This is a genomic window from Lactobacillus sp. S2-2 (assembly GCF_021698855.1).
Classification (GTDB): Bacteria; Bacillota; Bacilli; order Lactobacillales; family Lactobacillaceae; genus Fructilactobacillus.
Genome location: NZ_WWFA01000011.1, coordinates 207,231 through 224,529 on the forward strand (window position 1 = coordinate 207,231; position 17,299 = coordinate 224,529).

At 25.6% G+C, this 17,299-nt stretch carries 22 protein-coding genes; 19 read left to right on the forward strand and 3 right to left on the reverse strand.

All coding sequences use genetic code 11. The features are described 5' to 3' along the window. Positions 1–32: 32 nt before the first annotated feature. Positions 33–503, reverse strand: coding sequence for a DUF2507 domain-containing protein (locus GSH19_RS06675; protein ID WP_237027313.1), 471 nt, complete (start codon positions 501–503; stop codon positions 33–35). Between the two features lie 108 nt (positions 504–611). Here GSH19_RS06675 and murI point away from each other — a divergent pair, with 108 nt between their 5' ends. Continuing rightward, positions 612–1,421 carry a glutamate racemase gene (gene murI / locus GSH19_RS06680; protein WP_237027314.1) on the forward strand — a complete coding sequence of 270 codons (810 nt, stop codon included), beginning with the start codon at positions 612–614 and terminating at the stop codon, positions 1,419–1,421. After that, on the forward strand, positions 1,418–1,999 hold the full coding sequence (locus GSH19_RS06685; RefSeq protein WP_237027315.1) for an XTP/dITP diphosphatase: 582 nt from the start codon (positions 1,418–1,420) through the stop codon (positions 1,997–1,999). Before murI ends, GSH19_RS06685 begins: the two co-directional genes overlap by 4 nt. 29 nt (positions 2,000–2,028) lie before the next feature. Here GSH19_RS06685 and GSH19_RS06690 read toward each other — a convergent pair whose 3' ends face one another. Further along, positions 2,029–2,904, reverse strand: a complete 876-nt coding sequence (locus GSH19_RS06690) for a mechanosensitive ion channel family protein (RefSeq protein WP_237027316.1) — start codon at positions 2,902–2,904, stop codon at positions 2,029–2,031. Positions 2,905–3,034: 130 nt separating this feature from the next. On the opposite strand from GSH19_RS06690, the gene GSH19_RS06695 reads away from it, so the two are divergent. From GSH19_RS06695 to GSH19_RS07275, 17 genes are all read left to right on the forward strand, one after another. Further along, complete coding sequence (locus GSH19_RS06695; RefSeq protein WP_237027317.1) at positions 3,035–3,448, forward strand: DUF948 domain-containing protein; 414 nt, start codon at positions 3,035–3,037, stop codon at positions 3,446–3,448. 13 nt (positions 3,449–3,461) lie between these two features. Next, positions 3,462–3,773: a hypothetical protein gene (locus GSH19_RS06700; RefSeq protein WP_237027318.1), complete on the forward strand. Its 312-nt coding sequence runs from the start codon at positions 3,462–3,464 to the stop codon at positions 3,771–3,773. A gap of 96 nt (positions 3,774–3,869) precedes the next feature. Then, complete coding sequence (gene ccpA, locus GSH19_RS06705) at positions 3,870–4,871, forward strand: catabolite control protein A (protein WP_237027319.1); 1,002 nt, start codon at positions 3,870–3,872, stop codon at positions 4,869–4,871. A 76-nt stretch (positions 4,872–4,947) separates the two neighbouring features. Further along, positions 4,948–5,691: a YebC/PmpR family DNA-binding transcriptional regulator gene (locus GSH19_RS06710; RefSeq protein WP_237027320.1), complete on the forward strand. Its 744-nt coding sequence runs from the start codon at positions 4,948–4,950 to the stop codon at positions 5,689–5,691. A 58-nt stretch (positions 5,692–5,749) separates the two neighbouring features. Further along, the gene (gene comGA, locus GSH19_RS06715; RefSeq protein WP_237027321.1) at positions 5,750–6,715 is read left to right on the forward strand and encodes a competence type IV pilus ATPase ComGA; all 966 of its coding nucleotides are present in this window, start codon (positions 5,750–5,752) and stop codon (positions 6,713–6,715) included. Further along, the gene (locus GSH19_RS06720) at positions 6,684–7,682 is read left to right on the forward strand and encodes a type II secretion system F family protein (RefSeq protein ID WP_237027322.1); all 999 of its coding nucleotides are present in this window, start codon (positions 6,684–6,686) and stop codon (positions 7,680–7,682) included. The genes comGA and GSH19_RS06720 overlap by 32 nt, the downstream gene beginning before the upstream one ends. Continuing rightward, positions 7,682–7,978 (forward strand): competence type IV pilus major pilin ComGC, encoded by a 297-nt coding sequence (gene comGC / locus GSH19_RS06725; protein ID WP_237027323.1) that lies wholly within the window; start codon positions 7,682–7,684, stop codon positions 7,976–7,978. The genes GSH19_RS06720 and comGC overlap by 1 nt, the downstream gene beginning before the upstream one ends. Beyond that, positions 7,944–8,396 (forward strand): hypothetical protein, encoded by a 453-nt coding sequence (locus GSH19_RS06730; protein ID WP_237027324.1) that lies wholly within the window; start codon positions 7,944–7,946, stop codon positions 8,394–8,396. The genes comGC and GSH19_RS06730 overlap by 35 nt, the downstream gene beginning before the upstream one ends. After that, positions 8,389–8,562, forward strand: a complete 174-nt coding sequence (locus GSH19_RS06735; RefSeq protein WP_237027325.1) for a hypothetical protein — start codon at positions 8,389–8,391, stop codon at positions 8,560–8,562. The genes GSH19_RS06730 and GSH19_RS06735 overlap by 8 nt, the downstream gene beginning before the upstream one ends. Next, positions 8,540–8,965: a competence type IV pilus minor pilin ComGF gene (locus GSH19_RS06740; protein ID WP_237027326.1), complete on the forward strand. Its 426-nt coding sequence runs from the start codon at positions 8,540–8,542 to the stop codon at positions 8,963–8,965. Before GSH19_RS06735 ends, GSH19_RS06740 begins: the two co-directional genes overlap by 23 nt. Positions 8,966–9,243: 278 nt before the next feature. Further along, on the forward strand, positions 9,244–10,221 hold the full coding sequence (locus tag GSH19_RS06745; RefSeq protein ID WP_370636176.1) for a class I SAM-dependent methyltransferase: 978 nt from the start codon (positions 9,244–9,246) through the stop codon (positions 10,219–10,221). Positions 10,222–10,239: 18 nt separating this feature from the next. Then, a complete protein-coding gene (locus GSH19_RS06750; RefSeq protein WP_237027328.1) occupies positions 10,240–11,433 on the forward strand; it encodes an acetate/propionate family kinase in 1,194 nt (397 codons plus the stop codon). A gap of 205 nt (positions 11,434–11,638) precedes the next feature. Beyond that, the gene (locus GSH19_RS06755; RefSeq protein ID WP_370636170.1) at positions 11,639–13,012 is read left to right on the forward strand and encodes an amino acid permease; all 1,374 of its coding nucleotides are present in this window, start codon (positions 11,639–11,641) and stop codon (positions 13,010–13,012) included. An 81-nt stretch (positions 13,013–13,093) separates the two neighbouring features. Continuing rightward, positions 13,094–14,449 (forward strand): bifunctional UDP-sugar hydrolase/5'-nucleotidase, encoded by a 1,356-nt coding sequence (locus tag GSH19_RS06760; protein WP_237027329.1) that lies wholly within the window; start codon positions 13,094–13,096, stop codon positions 14,447–14,449. 10 nt (positions 14,450–14,459) lie between these two features. Further along, positions 14,460–14,972: a YutD family protein gene (locus tag GSH19_RS06765; RefSeq protein ID WP_237027330.1), complete on the forward strand. Its 513-nt coding sequence runs from the start codon at positions 14,460–14,462 to the stop codon at positions 14,970–14,972. A 3-nt stretch (positions 14,973–14,975) separates the two neighbouring features. After that, positions 14,976–15,749, forward strand: coding sequence for a TIGR01457 family HAD-type hydrolase (locus tag GSH19_RS06770; protein WP_237027331.1), 774 nt, complete (start codon positions 14,976–14,978; stop codon positions 15,747–15,749). Further along, complete coding sequence (locus GSH19_RS07275; RefSeq protein WP_370636171.1) at positions 15,730–16,323, forward strand: TIGR01906 family membrane protein; 594 nt, start codon at positions 15,730–15,732, stop codon at positions 16,321–16,323. The genes GSH19_RS06770 and GSH19_RS07275 overlap by 20 nt, the downstream gene beginning before the upstream one ends. Before the next feature lies 1 nt (position 16,324). Here GSH19_RS07275 and GSH19_RS06775 read toward each other — a convergent pair whose 3' ends face one another. Next, the gene (locus GSH19_RS06775) at positions 16,325–16,975 is read right to left on the reverse strand and encodes a VTT domain-containing protein (RefSeq protein ID WP_237027348.1); all 651 of its coding nucleotides are present in this window, start codon (positions 16,973–16,975) and stop codon (positions 16,325–16,327) included. Between the last annotated feature and the right edge of the window lie 324 nt (positions 16,976–17,299).

The following is a 17,299-nucleotide window of genomic DNA, read 5'->3' on the forward strand; positions in this document are numbered from 1 at the left end:
AAAAAGAAAGAACATTAAGTTCTTTCTTTTTTTTATCTTTCAAAAATAAGTGGTTTATTATCATTATAATTGGGTCTTTTTTCATTTATGTCAAAAACTAATCTAATTTCAATCATATTTTTTTTAATTTTAAACTCAGCTTCAGTATCTGCTTCAATTATTTGTTGAATTGATTCTGCAAGAAATCCGGTCTCTAATGAGAAGTCAGGATTATCATTTTCTGATATTCTTAATTCATTGTATTTTCCTGATAAGGTAAAAATAATTTCATTTTTAGATTCAGATTTTTTTTCTAAAGTGCCCCAATTAGATTTTTCAAAAAAAATTGGTAAATCCTCGATTGTAATAATTGGATATTTTTGGGCTAATTCTTTTCCTGCCCAATACATGATACTTTTAGTATCATCTTCAAATATGAGATTAAATAGATCATCTCGTAAAAGTTCAGTTCCCCAACTATCGGAGCCAGAATTTTCTTGAGTAAATTTTTGCAATTTATTCATATAACTTAAAACGCTTCTTTCTGTTGGATTAATATAAATTAATATTTTATACTAATTTTATCATATAATAGTTAATAGAAATATAAAAAATTAAAAGGAATGATTAATATGAAAAATGATCCAATTGCTTTTTTTGATTCCGGTGTCGGCGGATTAACCGTTCTAAAAGAGTTTATGAAGGAATTTCCAAATGAGAATGTTATTTTTGTTGGGGATGAAATTCATATGCCTTATGGTGAAAAAACAAATGATCAAATAATTGATTATACTTATAAAATTAGTAAATTTTTACAAACAAAAAATGTGAAATTAATTGTTATTGCTTGTAATACTGCAACAGCTGCCGCTTTACCATATTTAGAGGAGCATTTTGATATTCCTTTTTTAGGAGTTATTGAAGCTGGTTCACAAGAAGCAGTCAAAGTTTCAAAAAATAAAAAGATTGGTATTATTGCGACGAATTCTACAGTTAAAAGTAATTCATATAAAGATAATATCAAGTCAATCGAAGCTGAAATAGATGTTCACCAGTTTGCCAAACCAAATTTAGTTTCATTAGTGGAAAATGGTGACTACAAAAGTACTAAATCAAAAAAAATGGTTGCTAATAATTTAATTGATGTAAATCAAACTGATATTGACACTCTTGTTTTAGGATGTACACATTTTCCTATTATTGAAAATATAATCAAACAAGAATTAAGTCCAAATATTAAAGTTATTGACCCTGGTGTAGAATTAGTTAGAAAAATAGAATTATTTTTAAAGCGAAATGATTTAAAAAATGAAACGTCTGAAATGCCTATATATAAATTTTATACAACAAGTCATAACAGTAATTTTAAGCAAATTGGTAGTAAATGGTTAAATATTGATTTAGATGAAATTTATTTAAGTGAGGATGATTTGAATTTATGATTAATAAACTTGTAGTAGCAAGTGAAAATAAAGGGAAAATAAAAGAATTTGAAGAGTTATTTAAAGAACTTAATATAACAATAGAATCATTAAATAAGTTTGATAATTTGCCCGTAATAATTGAAGATGGGAAAACTTTTGAAGATAATGCGAGAATTAAGGCTAAAACGATTGCAAATGCTTTGAATGTTCCAGTAGTAGCTGATGATTCAGGACTTGTTGTAAAAGCTTTAAATGGCGAACCAGGCATTTATTCTGCAAGATATGCAGGAGATCATGATGATGCTGCTAATAATCGAAAGTTATTAAAAAATATGATAAATAAAGACAATAGAGATGCTTTTTTTCAAAGTACTTTAGTTTTGGAAACTCCAGATGGGAAAGAAATTGTTGCTAATGGTATATTGAATGGTAAAATTGCTAATCAAGAAAAAGGAAGAAATGGATTTGGATATGATTCATTATTTGTAGTCAATGGAAAAACGTTAGCTGAATATTCATTTTCAGAAAAGAATAAAATAAGTCATCGAAGAAATGCTATTGAAAATTTAAAAGAAAAATTAAAGGATACTATTTAATAGTATCCTTTTAGTGTTTTTGAATTTTTTTATTTTGTATTAATAAATTCCATTGATGGTAATTCTATTCCGTTATTTGATATTTCAGTTAAATATGCAGCTAAATATTTGTTTTGTGTATCAAATTGAGTTTCATTTTTAGTTCGAATAAAAACTTCATAAACTAGTGAATTATTTGGAGCATTTAATGTTCCAAATAGAATTGGATCATCAATAACATTTTCATCATCGGGAATAAGTTTGTTATTAACGTTTTTAATTATTTCTTCTAATTTATTGATTGGAGTATCAGGGAATATTCTAATATCAATAGTAGCTAGCATATCTCCTCTAGATAAATTGGAAATTATGCTTATATTTCGATTAGGAATAAAGTTTAATGTACCATCTACTGATGTGATTTGAGTTGTTCTTAATCCAACTGAAGTTACAAATCCAGAAATATTATTAATTGTAACTCTTTCTCCAACGTCAAGTTGTCTTTCGGAAAGAATAAAGAAACCACTAACAATGTCAGAAACAAATCCTTGAGCACCTAAACCTAAAGCTAAACTGAAAACTCCAGCTCCAGCAACTAGAGTACCAACTGGAACACCAACTGTAGATAAAATAGAGTATATCCAAAAGAAGATTATTAGATATGAAAATGAGTTAGAAGTTAAAGTAAACAACGTTTTATTTCTTTTAGCACTAACTTTAGTTTTACTTTTCTTTTCGTGACTATAGAAAAATTTTTTTATAATTCTTTGACCAATTTTTGTAACTACAAGAAAAAATATCGATAACAAAATAATTGATATTATTTTATTAGTAAAAGTTACAATAATTTTGTCCCAATCGAATTTTGATAAATATTTAGTAACAAAATTTTTATTATTAAATATATTAATTGCAAGATAATTCATGAAAAACCTCCGTTTATTTATTGCTATTTTAGTGTATCAAATTTTTTTCATATCTAAAATAAAACGGTCTAATAATTGTTTTATTGATAACAAAATGCTATTGTAAAGTTATCAAATTTCAGGAGGTAAAATGATGACAGGTGGACAAATAGCAGCACTTATTGCAGCAGTAGCATTTGCTGTATTAGTTGTGTTTATATGTATTTTTATTATTCAATTAAACAAAACTTTAAAAGAAGCTAATAAAAGTATTAATTCTGTTACAAACGATTTAGATATAATTACAAAAGATACAGAGGATATTTTATCAATTACAAATGTTCTTTTAGAAAATGTTAATAAAAATCTCGAAACAGTTGAACCAGTATTTAAGGCAGCTTCGGATTTAGGTGAAAGTGTCTCAGATTTAAATAATGCCACAAGAAATGCAAGTGATCGTTTTAAATCTAGAAAAGGATCATTTGTTAAAAATTCTGTAACTGCTTTTGGAGCAAGCTTTGTTGGAAAAATGTTTGCTAATAAAAATAAGAAGAAAAATAAATAGGAGATTATTTATTATGGGACTAAAAAAGGCCTTATTTTTTGGTGCAATTGTAACAGGAACTACAGCTTTAATTAGTTATAAGAGTTTAAATCAATTAAAAAAAATAAAACTAAAAAATAATTTGTTAGATGCTACTGAAAATGTAAAAGATTTTGTTTTAGATAAATTTTATTACATTAATGATTACAAAGAAGATATGAAAGATTGTTTTGTTGATGGTATGAATGAAATTAGGCAAAATGAATCATTTGATAAAGAAAATTTAAATTATAAAGATTTAAAAAATGGTACAGAAACTTTTTATCCTACAGAAGAACCTTATTAAAAGCTAGTTTTATCTAGCTTTTTTTTATTGATAGGTAAAAAAATTTCTGTTATATTTATCTAATATTAATTAATAGAAAGTGAGTCAATAACACTGATGAAAAAACAGACCATTACTATTTATGATGTAGCTAGGGAATCAGGTGTTTCAATGGCTACTGTATCTCGTGTAGTTAACGGAAATGATAATGTTAAACCAGAAACAAAAGAAAAAGTTTTAGCTGTTATTGAAAATTTAAATTATCATCCGAATGCTGTTGCTAGAGGATTAGCTAGTAAAAAGACAACTACAATTGGAGTTATTATTCCAAGTGTAACTAACTTATTTTTTTCAGCTTTGGCATTAGGAATTGATGATATTGCATCTATGTATGATTACAATATTATTTTAACTAATTCTGATGGAAATGAAGAAAAAGAGTTAAAGGTGCTCGAAACACTTAGATCAAAACAAGTCGACGGAATTATTTATATGGGAAATAAAATCACTGAAGATTTTAGATCAATGTTAAATAATATGAGAACACCAATGGTTTTAGCTGGGTCTATTGATCACGAAAACAAAATACCAAGTGTAAATATTGATTACAAGCAAGCTGTTTTTACACAAACCTGTGAGTTGATAAATAATGGGAATAAAAAAATTTCATTTATTAGCGGATCATTAGATTGGCCAATTAATAAAAATTATCGATTAGCAGGATATAAACAAGCTTTGAAAAAATTTGGGATTGAATATGATGAAAGTCTTGTTATAAGTACTAAGCAAGATTACAAATCTGGATATTTATTAAGTTCAAAAATAAAGAATTCTAATATATCTGCTGCTGTTGTTAGTGACGATGAATTAGCAGCTGGTGTTTTAAATGGAGTAGTAGATTCCGGGATGAGAGTGCCAGAAGATTTTGAAGTTGCCACAAGTAATGATACTATGATTACTGAATTTACAAGGCCAACAATGTCAACGATAAGCCAGCCTTTATATGATATGGGTGCTGTTTCAATGAGACTTTTAACGAAATTGATGAATGATGATGTTGTTGATGATAATAACGTCTTATTAAATTTCTCACTAAAAAAACGAAATTCAACAAAATAATTTAACTTGATAATATATTTTTTAATTGATACAATTAAAGCTGCTAATTATGAACAAGAGAGAGGAGTGCTGAATCATGTCAGGACATTCAAAATGGCATAACATTCAAGGGAGAAAAAATGCCCAGGATGCTAAGCGTGGAAAAATTTTCCAAAAAATATCACGTAACTTATACCAAGCTGCAAAAGCGGGTGGCCCTGATCCAGATAGTAACCCTCAACTTCGTTTAGAGATGGAAAAAGCTCGTGCCGCTAATATGCCTAAAGATAATGTTCAACGTGCTGTTGATAAAGCTTCAGGTCAAGGTGGAGTTAAATTCGAAGAAATAACTTATGAAGGTTATGGACCAGGTGGAACAGCAATTATGGTTTCTGTTCTAACTGATAATAAAAATAGAACTGCATCAGCAGTTAGATCAGCTTTTACTCATCATGGTGGATCTTTAGGAACAAATGGCTCTGTTTCATATATGTTTAATCGTAAGGGATATATTGTTATCTTGAAAGATGAACTTGAAGATACAGATGAAGATACTATGTTGATGGCAGCATTAGATGCTGGTGCTGATGATATGAAAAATAGTGATGATAAATTCGAAGTTTTCACTGATACTGCTTCATTACCAGAAGTTAGAGATCAATTACAAAATGCTGGATATGTATTAGATACTGCTGAAGTAACTATGTTTCCAGAAACAATAACTGATGTACCGTCAGAAAAAGCTTCACAATATTCAGGATTAATTGATGAACTTGAAGAAAATGATGATGTACAAGATGTATATGAAGCAGCTAAGTTACCAGAAGAAGATGTTCAATAAAAAGAAACCTTTAATAGGTTTCTTTTTTTTTGCGTATTTTAAATAAGAGGTGATTTAAATGAGAAATATACCAAATACAATTAAGCAAATGATTGAATATTCTATTTCTAATCAAGTTTCAGATATATATATATTACCAACTAGTAACACTAGTTATGTTATTAAATATAAAGAACCAGATAATATTCATACTTGCATTGAATTAGATTCAAAAGAAGCAGATAAAGTAATAAATTTACTTAAATTTGAAAGTAAGATGTCTTTGTCAGAACGAAGAAGACCGCAATTAGGTTCATTTGAATATGAATTTAATGATAGAAAACTTAATTTAAGAATATCAACTGTTGGAGATTTTAATGGAAACGAATCATTAGTAATTAGAATAATATATAATAATAGTTCTTTGAATGAAAAATTTTATAACTATGAAATTATTGATAAATTATTTGATAATTTGAATCGAAGAGGATTGGTTATTTTTTCAGGACCAACAGGTGTAGGCAAAACATCAACTATATATCATATTGCAAAAAAGATTGTTAATGAAAATTTGATAATGACGATTGAAGATCCGGTCGAAATATATGAAAATAAATTTTTACAATTAGAAGTTAATGAAAAAGCAGATATGACTTATGAAGATTTAATAAAAGTTGGATTAAGGCATAGACCTGATGTATTTATTATTGGAGAAGTTAGAGATAGTGAAACTGCGAATGCTGCTGTTAAAGCCGCACTGTCAGGACATTTAGTTTTTTGCTCAATTCATTCTAAGGATACTGAATCGGTAATTCAAAGATTTTTAAACTTTGGAATAGAAAGAGATCATTTAGAATCAGCTTTAAATTCTATTTTATATCAAAGATTAATTATTTCAGAAGATAAAAAAATTAAAGGATTAATAACAATGAAAGAAGGTATTGATGATTTCGGTGCAATGAATTATTGGAATAAAAAAATAAATGATTTAAGCAAGAAAGGAATAATATCATATGAAAATTTTAAGAAATATGAATTCGGTTAATAAAAAAGAACAAATGTTGATTTTAAATACCTTATATAATCTATTAAAAACCGGAGTTCCTTTAAAACAAAGTATTAATTTTATGAAGGTTATGTTTCCAAAATTTTTATCTGATTTGATTGATATTGAAATGTCATTGCGTAGAGGAAGTTCAATTTCTGATTCATTAGATTTTTTATTAGAAAATGATATATTAAATCAACTAATAATTGCTGAAAAACAAGGTAATTTTATTAATGGTTTGAAAGAAATAATTGATTTTTTAAAGTTGAAAAAGTTGCAAATTAAAAAAATCAAGGATTTGATGTTGTATCCAATTATGTTGTGCTTTATATTATTTTTGATTTTATTTAGTATAAATACTTTCATTATTCCTCAATTTGATATGGATAATTCTAGTAGTAATTTTTATTTAACGTATATAATATTTGGATGCTTTTTAATAATTTTTACTACAACAATAATTTTTTATTATCATTTTAAAAAACTTAATAGTTTATCTAAATTAAAGATACTTCTAAAAATTCCATTATTAAAATTGTTGTTAAAGGATTATTTAGGTTATTATTTGGCTTTGAATCTGTCATTGATGTTAAAAAAAGGATTAGAAGTAAAAGATATTATAAATGTATGTATGAATTTCGATGAAAAAAGTTTATTAAGAGAATTAACATATGAATTAGATGAAAGTATGTCTCAGGGGAATTCATATAGTTTAATAATTGAAAAATATAGTTTTATTCCTGATGAATTTAAAGTGTTTTTAGAACAAGGAAATTCTAAGACTGAAATATCTTATAATTTTTTAGTTTATTCTAAACTAAAATTTCAAGATTTAATTAATAAATCTAATAAGTTGATTACTTTTATTCAACCACTATTTTTATTAGTGATTGGAATTGTAATTGTTATAGCGTATTTGAAAATTATGTTACCTATGTATGGTTCAATAAAAGGAGATTTTTAATGAAAAGAAAAGGTTTTACACTAATCGAAATGACAATTGTCTTATTTATTATTTCTTTATTAATTTTGATTATTATTCCAAATGTGATTGGTCAAAAAAATAATGCAAAGAAAATTCATGTAGATGCAATGAAGTCAGTCGTTCAAACACAAGTAGATTCATATTTGGGTGATGATGATAGTAAAGATGTGACATATGAAATATTAGAAAAAGATAAATATTTAAGTTCAAAACAAATTAATTCAGCAAGAAAAGAAGGAATTGAAATTATTGATAATCAAGTTAAATCAAAATAAAAATGGTTTTAGTATTTTGGAAAGTTTAATTGTATTAATTATTTTTTGCTTTTTTTCAGGATTATTTTTTATAGGATTAAATTTATTAAGAATGAATCAAAAATATGATTATTTTTGGAATAATTTCCATTCAGTTTGGCAGTATGAAATTATGATTTCTAAAAAACATAAATGTGAAACAAACGTTTATTTTTTTACTGATGAAAAAATAATATTTAAAAATTTTTATAATAAAAAAATGCATACTAAAACTATAAAATTGAGTAGTGATTTAGTACCAACAAAATATGATACAGTTAGAATTAGTGAAAATGGATTTGTTAGTCCTAAAACGATCATGTGGTCTTCTAAAAATAAAAAAAAGAATATAAGACAGACATTTCAATTAGGTTGGGGAGTTTATAAAATTTATGAATAAAAGAAAAGGATTTACGATTATGGATTCAATTGTCGGCATTACAATTATTTCTATAGCAATTATATCTTTTTTGTCTTTCGATAATATTTCTCAAAAAAAATTGAAAGATAGTCGAAGAAATCTTGAGATAAGAAGAATTGAATATGAAAAAAGTTTTGATGAATAAAAGTGGATTTACAGTTATAGAAACAATTGTATCTCTTTTTATTTTTTCAATTTCATTATTATTAATTACAAGTTATTTATATATTCAAAAGAAAATAAAGAATGATGATTTTTCTGATTTCTTTTTTTATATTCAAAATATTGAAAATAAAAATTACGATTTTACTTTTTGTGAAATGAATAATGATTCCCCAGTTTTTTATAGTGAAATTAATAATAAAAAATATGTTTTAGAAAAATATAAAAATATGATTAGATTAAGAACTTTAGATGGAGGTCACATACCATTAATGGATAATGTTGAAGATGTTTTTTGGCAGTATAAAAATGAGTTTTTAATCAGTGAAATACAAACAAATAAAAATAAAAAGATATTTAAAACATATCTTAAGAAGAGTGAATAATGAGAAAAGGAAATGTAACTGCATTATCTTTAATTTTTTTAATTATATTTATCCCAATAATGATTTACTCTTTACAAAGAAATAGTATTGAAATTCAAAGCAATTATAGTCTTGCTAATGATTATGAAAAAAAGATAAAGATTAACTTGAAATCTTCTAAATCTTGAATTTTTCTTATATTTTCTGGTACTATAGATTATAGTTGTACATAAAAATATACTTGCAACTAGAAAGGGTGAATCGTTCTGTCAGAGAATGAAACGATTAATTTATTTCAAATATTTGATCAATCTAGTGAAGTTTTAAAAAATGAACTTGAAACTTCTTATCTAGATGCTTTTATTGAGACAGCTGAAAACTTAATCAATAATGATGTTAGAGTCGAAAACGATAAACCTAGTTCAAAGATAGTAGATGAATTAAAATCATTATATAAAAAAATAAGTTATAAAAATCTTGAAAAAGAAAATATAAGAAAATCAATTCAAATGGCAATGTTAAAGGCCATAAAAGAAGATAAAATTCAATCTAATCATCAAATAACTCCTGATTCAATTGCATATTTGATAGCTATTTTAGTTGATAATTTTATTAATAAAATAGGTAAAGATGAAATTTCAATATTAGATTTATCTATTGGAAGTGGTAATCTGTTATTTGCTTTATTTAATCAAATTGATAAAAATAAAAAAATTGATTTAACAGGAATTGACAATGATGATTCTTTAATATCTGTTGGAAGTATAAGTAGTGAAATGCAAGATATTGATATTGATTTAATACATCAAGATGCTACTTCTCAAATTTTAAAAAATAAATTTGATTTAGTAATATCAGATTTACCAGTTGGATATTATCCAATTGATGAAAATATTCAAAATTATGTAACTAAATCAGATCAAGGACATTCTTATGTTCATCATTTATTAATTGAACAAGCAATTAATAAACTTAATGATGGAGGTTTTGGATTGTTTTTAGTTCCAAGTAATTTATTTGAAACTCAAGAATCGAAAAAATTACTTTCTTTTATTCAAGATAATGCATATTTACAATCAATAATTAATCTGCCAAGTGATTTATTTATGAATAAAAGTGCAAGAAAATCATTGATTATTCTTCAAAAACATGGAAATAGTTCTAAACAGGTTAAGAAAGTTATGCTTGGAGAATTACCATCTTTTAAAGAAGTAAAACAGGTCAAAAAATTCATTTCACAATTAGTTAAATGGGAATCTAATGATTTATTAAGATAATAAAGGGAGAATATAATAATGGAAAAAATTATTGCGATTAACGCAGGTAGTTCAACATTAAAGTTTAAATTATTTGCAATGCCTGATGAAAAATTACTAGTTAGTGGGGCAATTGAAAGAATTGGATTAGATAATTCACAAATCGAAATCAAATATGGTGATAATAAATTTGAAGATGTTCAAGATGTTAAAACTCATGATGAAGCAATTAAGATCGTTTTAGATAAGTTATTATCACTTGATATTATTAAAGATTACAATGAAATAACAGGTGTTGGTCATCGAATCGTTGCGGGTGGAGAATTCTTTAAAGAATCAGTTGTAATTGATGATGATGTTATTAAAAAAATCGAAGAATTAACTGAATTAGCTCCATTACATGAACCAGCAAATCTAATGGGTATTAGAGCATTTAAGAAAATATTACCTAATGTAACTAGTGTCGCTGTTTTTGATACTTCATTTCATAATTCACTGCCTGAAGAAAACTTTATGTATAGCATTCCTTATGAATTTTATAAAAAATATGGAGCAAGAAAGTATGGTGCACACGGAACATCATATAGATATGTTTCACAAAAAGCAGCTAACATGCTTGGTAAACCACTTGAAGAGCTTAAATTAATTGTATTACATTTAGGTGCAGGAGCTTCAGTTTGTGCAATTAAAGATGGAAAGTCATATGATACATCAATGGGATTCACACCATTAGCAGGATTAACAATGGCTACTAGATCTGGAGATATTGATCCATCATTATTACCATTCTTAATGAAAAAAGAAGGTATTGATAATATCGATGATATGATGAATATTTTAAATAAAAAATCAGGATTAGTTGGTGTTTCTGAAGTTTCAGCAGATATGAGAGATTTAGAAAAAGTTCAAGCAGAAAATCATAAAGCTAAATTAGCCAGAGATATTTGGATGAATCGTGTAATTAAATATATTGGATCTTATGCTGCAGAAATGAATGGACTAGATGCTATTGTATTTACTGCAGGTGTTGGTGAAAATGATATTATGATTAGAGAAGAGGTCACTGAAAAATTATCATTTTTAGGTATTTCCATTGATACTGAAAAGAATAATGTTAGAGGCAAAGATATTGATCTTAGTTCAGATGACGCCAAAGTAAAAACTTTATTAGTACCTACAAATGAAGAATTAATGATTGTAAGAGATGTTCAAAGATTAGAGCAAGAAAAATAAATTATATGGGTACACTTCTTATCTATAGAAGTGTATTTTTTTCAACCTTTAATGAAAAAAATTCATTTAATTATTTTTTCGTTTAATTTTATTGATTTAAAAGCATTTATTATTTAGAATGTAATGTATGCTTAACAAAATGTTTAACATTTAAATACAAATGTGTGTATAATTTTAAACAATTAAGAATTAAGGAGTGAAGAAATTGTCAGAAAACACAAATAATAATAAAATGGCTCGTAATTTGAAAGGACGACATGTTCAATTGATTGCATTAGGAGGAACAATCGGAACTGGATTGTTTCTTGGAGCTGGTCAATCAATCCATTCCGCTGGTCCATCAATTGTTTTAGCATATCTAATTGCTGGTCTTGCATGTTTTTTATTTATGAGAGCATTAGGTGAATTGTTATTATCAGATATTGATAGTCCATCATTTATAACATTTATCACTAAATACTTAGGTGATAAAGTAGGGTTTGTTGCTGGTTGGACATATTGGTTTACTTGGATTTCAATTGCAATGGCTGAAATTACAGCTACAGGAATTTATATGAAATTCTGGTTTCCTGATTTGCCGCAATGGGTTACTGGACTGGTAGTTTTATTATTAATTTATTTATTGAATTCAATTAGTGTAGCGGCTTTTGGTGAAACTGAATTTTGGTTCTCAATTATTAAGATTGTTGCCATTATTGCATTAATTGTTACTGGATTAGTTTTGATTGCTATCCATTATAAAACACCGGTTGGACATGCAACATTTGCTAACTTAGCTTCTGGTCATTTTTTTAATCATCAAATTACAGGTTTCTTGTTATCATTTCAAATGGTTATTTTTAGTTTTGCAGGAATTGAAATGGTAGGGATGACCGCTTCTGAAACTCAAAATCCAGAAAAAGTTTTACCAAAAGCAATTAATGATATTCCAGTTAGAATTATCTTATTTTATTTAGGATCATTAGTTATTTTAATGTCTATCTTCCCTTGGGAAAATATTTCACCAAATACTAGTCCATTCGTTCAAGTTTTCCAAAGTATAGGAATTACATCAGCAGCTACAATTATTAACTTTGTTGTATTAACTGCTGCTGCATCTGCATGTAACAGTGCTATCTATACAACAGGTAGAATGCTTTATACGCTTACTTCAGATAGTAAAACTACTTTTGGTAAGAAGTTAAATACATTATCTGATAGACATGTTCCAAGAAACTCTGTACTTTTGTCTTCAATCGTTGTAGCAATTGCCGTTATTTTAAATATTGTTATTCCTGATGGTGTATTTGAATTAATATCAAGTGTGGCCACTACTTGTTTACTATTTACTTGGTCATTAATTTCATTAGCACATTATAAGTATCGTAAATCATTGACTAAAGAAGAAACTAGTAAATTAACATTTAAAATGCCATTTTTCCCATATACTAATTTCTTTGTAGTTGGTTTTATGGTATTTGTAGCATTAGTAATGTTAATGAAACGTGAAACAGCATTTGCTTTAATAGGTGCTATTATTTGGATTTCGGTTCTATTTATTTTTAAAATTAATATAGATAAGAAAAATAAAATTAAGTAAAAAAGGGATGACAATTTAGTCATCCTTTTTTATTTTTTGTTATTATAGATATAAAGATTGATTATAGAAGGTTGAATATTTATGAAACAAAAGCTATTAATTTTACATACTAATGATTTACATTCACATTTTGAACATTGGCCACAAATAAAAGCGTATATAAAAGAAGAAACTGATAAATATCAAAATAAAGGTTACCAAGTTTTAAAGTTTGATGATGGAGATGCAATGGATCGCTTTCATCCATTAACTGAGGCTACTGATGGTAAATATAATACAAAACTTTTAAATGAGGTTGGTTATGATGCGGTAACTATTGGAAATAATGAAGCTTTAACTAATTCTCATCAACAATTATTAGATTTGTATTCTAATAAAAATTTTGATGTTTTACTTTCTAATATTCTTGATGAAAGTACAGGTAAAATACCAGAATTTGGAATTGAAAAAAAGGATATATATTTAAATGATGGAACTAAAGTTAGAATTTTTGGATTAACTTTTCCTTATGCAACTTATGAATATATGAATTGGATACCATTAAATATATTCGATACTATTCATAAATTATTAGATAAGTGGCAAAATAATTTTGATTATTTAATATTACTTTCACATTTAGGGATTAGTAATGATGAAAAGATTGCAGATGAATTTCCTGAAATAAATTTAATTATTGGAAGTCATACTCATCATTTATTAAAAGAAGGAAAGTTAGTAAATTATAGTTTGTTAACTGCTGCTGGTAAATACGGAAATTATATTGGTGAAATTAAAATTGAATTTAATTATAATAAGCCTATAAAACAAAAAGCTATGGTTGAGTCTGTTAATGATTTAAAAAGATTGGAAAATAAAAAGGAAGTCTATAATCTTGAAAAATTAGGAAATGAAAAATTAGATGAAATTGAAGTTGCTAAATTAGATCATAATTTGTCTTATGACGAATTGATAAAAATAGGTTTAGAAGGTATAGAAGAAAAGGCTGGTGCAAGTGTTGGAGTTTTGAATTATGGTTTATTTTTACATCAATTAAAAAAAGGTATTATTACTAAAAAAGATATTCATTCTATGTTGCCTCATTCAATGCATGTTATGGTTTCAACATTTAAAGGATCTGATTTAATTAGGTTATTTAAAGAAATGGAAAAGAATAAGATGTTTTTGAAAAAATTTGAACAAAAAGGAATGGGATTTAGAGGTTTGTATTTTGGTTTATTAAAATATGATAAATTAGAATATAAAGATAATAAATTATTTTATAATAATGAATTAGTTAAATTAGATGAATTTTATACAATTGCACTTTTAGATCATTATTTATTTATTCCATTTTTTCCATCAATTGAAATTTCCGGTAAAAATAGGATTATTTATAATCAATCATTAAGAGATGTTTTTGCAGATAAGCTTTCAAAAATATACCCGATTAGGTAAGGTGTTTAATATGAGTCATAAAGAAATTGAAGATTTAATAGCAAATAGAAATGAGGAAAGGAAAAATTTAGCTAGAATTGAAAAAAATGATAATGAAAGCATTTATATAAATAATCATTTATATAAAATTATTGCGAATAAATTAGATGCGTTTCACTTTTCAGATTTTAGTAATAAATTTAATCCTATATTTACCAAATATGATTTTATTGTTGGTGATTGGGGTTATGGACAATTAAGATTAAAAGGATTTTATAGTGATTTTAAGAAGGTTAGTAAGGCTCTTAAATATTCAGCAATTGATGATTATTTGATTGAAAAGTCAAATGTTGGTGCTCCTTACTTTATCCTTCATAATGTTGATTTAAAAAGTTCAAATAATAACGTAAGAAAAAATAGACAGCAAACAAAAAAATCCAAATATGTAGATAAAGATATGATTAAGAAATCTAATATTAATTCAAGATATAAAAATGGAGCACATCGAGGATTTAAGATAGTACAAAAAAATAAAATGGAGTAGGTTATGAAAAATTATAAAGGTTATTTAATTGATTTAGATGGAACAATTTATAAAGGTAAAGAATCAATTGATGCAGCTAAAAGATTTATAGATAAATTAAAAGATAAACATATTCCTTTTTTATTTGTAACTAACAATACAACCAAAAAAGCATATGAAGTGGTTGATTTTTTAAAGAAGTATCATAATATCGTAGTAAATGAAAGTAATGTATATACAAATGCTATGGCAACTGCTGATTATTTAGCTCAAGATGCTAATGTAGAAGATAAAAGTGCATATGTAATTGGGGAAGATGGACTAAAAGATGCAGTTTCAAAAAAAGGATTTAATTTATTTATTGATAATCCAAAATATGTAGTCATTGGTTTAGATTGGGATGTAACTTATGAGAAACTTACTCGTGCTACATTATTAATTCAAAATGGTGCTAAATTTATTGGTACAAATATAGATACAAACATTCCAAATGAAAGAGGGATGCTTCCAGGAGCTGGTGCCCTTGTTGATTTTGTTAAATATTCTACTCAAAAAAATCCAGTAATAATAGGTAAGCCCGAAACATTAATTCTTAATAAAGCATTAGAAAAGTTACAATTAAATAAAGATGAAGTAATAATGGTTGGTGATAATTACAATACTGATATTAAAGCTGGGATTAATTTTGGTATTGATACATTAATAGTCTATACGGGTGTTTCTAATAGTAGTTTCGTTGATAAACAATTAAATAAACCTACTTATGAGGTAAATAGTCTTGATACTTGGGAAGTATAAGATTTTAATTACTAATCTAATTATTTATCTATTCATAATTAGTTTTAGTTTTTATTTAACATTAAATTCTAATTTTCTATATTTATTAATGATAAAATGTCATGAACTAAATATATCTTATTATGGTATGTATAAATCTGTTATTGAATATCTTAATTCTCCTGCTGAGTATTATTTGAAAGTACATAATGTTTTTATTTCTAATAATGTAGTTACACATTTTAAAGAAGTAAAACATTTAATTGAATTTAATAACGTAATATTATTATTTAGTGGTTTTCTTAGTGTTTATGTATTTTTTTTCAATCGTTATTTATTTATAAATCCTCTAAAAATTATTTATAAGTATAAATTAAGCTTAATTATATTAATTGTTTTTATAGTAGCCGATTTTAAAGAAATATTTTATTGTTTGCACGAACTTTTATTTAATAATAATTATTGGATGATTAATCCAGATAAGGATCCAATAATTAATGTATTTCCAGAATATTATTTTCAATATTTTTTTATATTAATGATTTTTTATATGATTATAACTATATTATTTATTTTTAAAAGAAAAAGAAGTTGATTTAATCAACTTCTTTTTTTGATAATTTGCTTTTTATAAATGTAATAAAGATTGGTAATAGCGAAATTATGATGATTAGTAGAACAACTAAAGAGAAATTATCTTGAACTACTGGTATGTTTCCAAAGAAATATCCTGCACCACAACATAAAGTCACCCATGAAAAGGCAGCAATTAAATTATATTTTAAAAACTTTTTATATTTGTATCCACTTGTTGCACCAACTAAAGGTGCAAATGTTCTTATGATAGGTAAGAATCTTGCAAAGAAGATTGCAATTGGACCATGTTTTTCGAAGAATTTATTTGCTTGATCTAAGTTCTCTTGTTTTATAAATTTACCTAATATTCTGTTTTGTGTTATTTTGTTTCCTATTTTATGACCAATTAAAAAGTTAAGAGAGTCACCTAATATACATGCTGTTAAGAAAATTACTATGAAAATCCATATATCTAGATTATATGATGCATTGGCTGATAATGCCGCAGCAGCGAATAATAAAGAATCTCCTGGTAGAAAAGGTAAAATAACAGCTCCAGTTTCTACAAAAATGATTAAAAATATGATAAGGTAAGTCCAATCACCGAAATTATTGACGATTTCAATTAAATGTTGATCAATGTGTAACACGAAACTTATTAAATAGTTAATTACTTCCATATGTAATCTCCTTTTTGTTTTTAGTATTGTAATCAAATATATCAGAAAATTGATAAACAAAATAAAAATAAATTTTAATTTTATAATAATTTAAGATTTTTATTGACGAAGAATTAAATTCTTGGTAAGATATTCCTTGTCGTTAAGGAGACAAATATTTTATTAAAATATTAAAATAAAAAAGGTTGTTGACATAATTAAGTTTAAATAGTATAGTTAATAACTGTTCTGCTAAGGAACAAAACGAGCGAAAACGAATTAAAATAATTTAAAAAAACGCTTGCAAGAAAGTTAATTAGCTGATACAATGAATTA